General features: G+C 36.9%; 1 protein-coding gene. It reads left to right on the forward strand.

The window, feature by feature from the left end; translation table 11 throughout:
• The first annotated feature begins 224 nt into the window (after window positions 1-224).
• Window positions 225-3,011, forward strand: coding sequence for a leucine--tRNA ligase (locus HPY79_12455; protein NSW46612.1), 2,787 nt, complete (start codon window positions 225-227; stop codon window positions 3,009-3,011).
• Window positions 3,012-3,116: the final 105 nt, after the last annotated feature.

The following is a 3,116-nucleotide window of genomic DNA, read 5'->3' on the forward strand; positions in this document are numbered from 1 at the left end:
AGCTTTTTGGGAGCGAATTCAGTGATGTTATAATTCGTACAAACATATTGCAAATATAAATCAAGACCTTAGCAAAATTAGAATAAAACAACAGTAATCGTAAAAAAATCAATCTTATTTTCAATTTTTTTTCAATTACATGAGAATAAAAAAGGAGTTTTGCAAAGGTCTCATTTTGTATTTAGTCAATAAACTTGTAAGTTTGCAGCAAAATTCATGGAACAATGGAATACGATTTTAGAACAATAGAACAAAAATGGCACAAAAAATGGCAAGAAGCTAAGACTTTTTGTGTAAGTCATCAATCATCGAAACCCAAATTCTATGTGTTAGACATGTTTCCTTATCCATCGGGAGCGGGATTACATGTTGGCCACCCACTTGGTTACATTGCCAGCGACATCGTTACGCGATATATGCGTCATAATGGTTATAACGTATTGCACCCCATGGGTTTTGATGCATTTGGCTTACCTGCTGAACAATATGCCATTCAAACAGGACAACACCCTGCCATCACTACCGAAAATAATATTCAACGATACAAAAAACAACTAGAATTACTTGGATTTGCTTACGATTGGGACAGAGAAGTACGCACCTCCGACCCCCATTATTATAAATGGACACAATGGACGTTTATACAATTGTTTCATCATTGGTATCATACCGAAAAACAAAAAGCATTACCTATAAAAGAGCTTATTCAGTTGTTCGAACAACAAGGCAATAAAAATATTCCGGCTGCTCATCATTGCGAAATAGAATTCACAGCCGAACAATGGAAGCAAATGAGCGAAAAAGAGCAACAACAATTATTGCTAAAATACCGCTTAGCTTATTTAGACGAAACATTTGTGAATTGGTGTCCTGCATTAGGCACTGTTTTGGCTAACGACGAAGTTAAAGATGGCTTATCGGTTCGTGGCGGACATCCCGTAGAACAACGCAAAATGAAACAATGGTTTTTGCGTGTAAGTGCTTATGCCGAACGCTTATTAAATGGGCTTGACACCATTGACTGGTCTGATTCACTAAAAGAAATGCAACGCAATTGGATCGGAAAATCAGAAGGTGCCGAAATTCTATTCCCTATAAAAAACTTCAAAGAACCATTACAAATATTCACTACACGTCCTGATACTATTTTTGGATGTACGTTTATGGTGCTTGCTCCCGAACACGAATGGGTACTAAAAATAACGACCGAAGAACATAAAACCGAAGTTATCAATTACATTGAAGCCACTAAAAAACGCACCGAACGCGACCGCATGACCGAAGTTAATCGTGTTAGTGGTTGTTTTACCGGAGCTTATGCCATTCATCCATTCACCGGACAAGAAATTCCAATCTGGATTAGCGATTATGTGTTGATTGGCTATGGAACAGGAGCTATTATGGCAGTTCCTGCTCACGACTCACGCGATTTCAATTTCGCTAAACATTTTAATTTGCCTATAATTCAGGTAATAGATAATCCTAACGAAAAACGCAATCCCGATACTTCAACGTGGACTGAATCGTATGACTCTAAAGAAGGAGTATGCATTAATTCTAATTTTATTACTGGACTTAGTGTAAAAGATGCCATTCAAAAAATTATTGACGAAATAAAACAACGTAACATAGGTCAGTACAAAGTTAATTATCGTTTACGTGATGCTATTTTCAGCCGTCAACGCTATTGGGGCGAGCCATTCCCCATATACTACAAAGATGAGGTGCCCTACACCCTCGATGAATCGAAGCTTCCATTAGAACTTCCCGAAATAGACTCTTTCTTACCTACCAGCGATGGACAACCACCCCTTGCACGAGCTAAAAACTGGAAAACCGAAGAGGGTTATCCGTTAGAAACAAGTACCATGCCCGGATTTGCTGGTTCAAGCGGTTATTATTTCCGATATATGGACGCACACAACAACCATGAATATTTCTCTAAAGAAGCGGTCAATTATTGGAAAGATGTAGATTTATACATCGGTGGAACCGAGCATGCTACAGGACATTTAATTTATGCACGTTTCTGGTGTAAATTCCTGTTCGATATAGGATTATCACCGGTTGAAGAGCCTTTTAAAAAACTTGTTAACCAAGGAATGATTCAAGGACGGAGCAACTTTGTATATCGTATTGTTGGCACTAATAAATTTGTATCTAAAGGACTAAAGCATAAATACGACACACAAGAAATTCATGTAGATGTTAATATTGTTCATAACGACATTCTCGATTTAGAAGCATTCCGTCAGTGGCGTCCCGAATTTAACAATGCTGAATTTGAACTTGAAGACGGTAAATATATCTGCGGTTGGGCTATTGAAAAAATGTCGAAATCGATGTTCAATGTTGTAAATCCCGACGATATTGTGAATAAATACGGTGCTGATACCCTTCGCTTATACGAAATGTTTTTAGGACCATTGGAACAATCAAAACCTTGGGATACCAATGGTATAGAAGGAGTTCACCGTTTCCTAAAAAAAACATGGCGATTGTTCTTCAACGAACATGACGAATGTTCGTTATCTGATGAACAACCCACCGAACAAGAATTAAAACTACTGCATAAGCTTATTAAAAAAGTAAAGCAAGATATCCAAACTTTTTCGTTCAATACAACAGTAAGCGCATTTATGATTTTTATCAACGAAATAAGCGACTTGAAATGCAATAAAAAAGCTATTTTAGAACCGTTCTTGATTTGCTTATCGCCCTTTGCACCCCACATTAGCGAAGAACTGTGGCATTTACTTGGTCATGAGCAAAGCATTGCTAACGAAGCTTTTCCTGAATACAACGAAGCACTTACAGTAGATAATACACGCCTATATCCCGTTTCGTTCAATGGGAAAATGCGGTTTCAATTAGAATTACCGATAAACGCTACACCTCAGGAATTAGAACAAGCCGTTTTAAACGATGAACGAACTTCGAAGTGGCTCGAAGGCAAACAACCTAAAAAAATAATAGCCATTCCGGGTAAAATTATTAACATTGTTCTATAAGCCTCTGTTTACATTGAACATTTTTTTAATTGATTTGTAAATCATTATACCATTTTTTTATATGAAAATTTGTTTTATATTTGCTGTCTTAATAATTTGAATTAT

The sequence above is a fragment of the Bacteroidales bacterium genome (assembly GCA_013314715.1).
In the GTDB taxonomy this organism is placed as follows: Bacteria; Bacteroidota; Bacteroidia; order Bacteroidales; family GWA2-32-17; genus Ch61.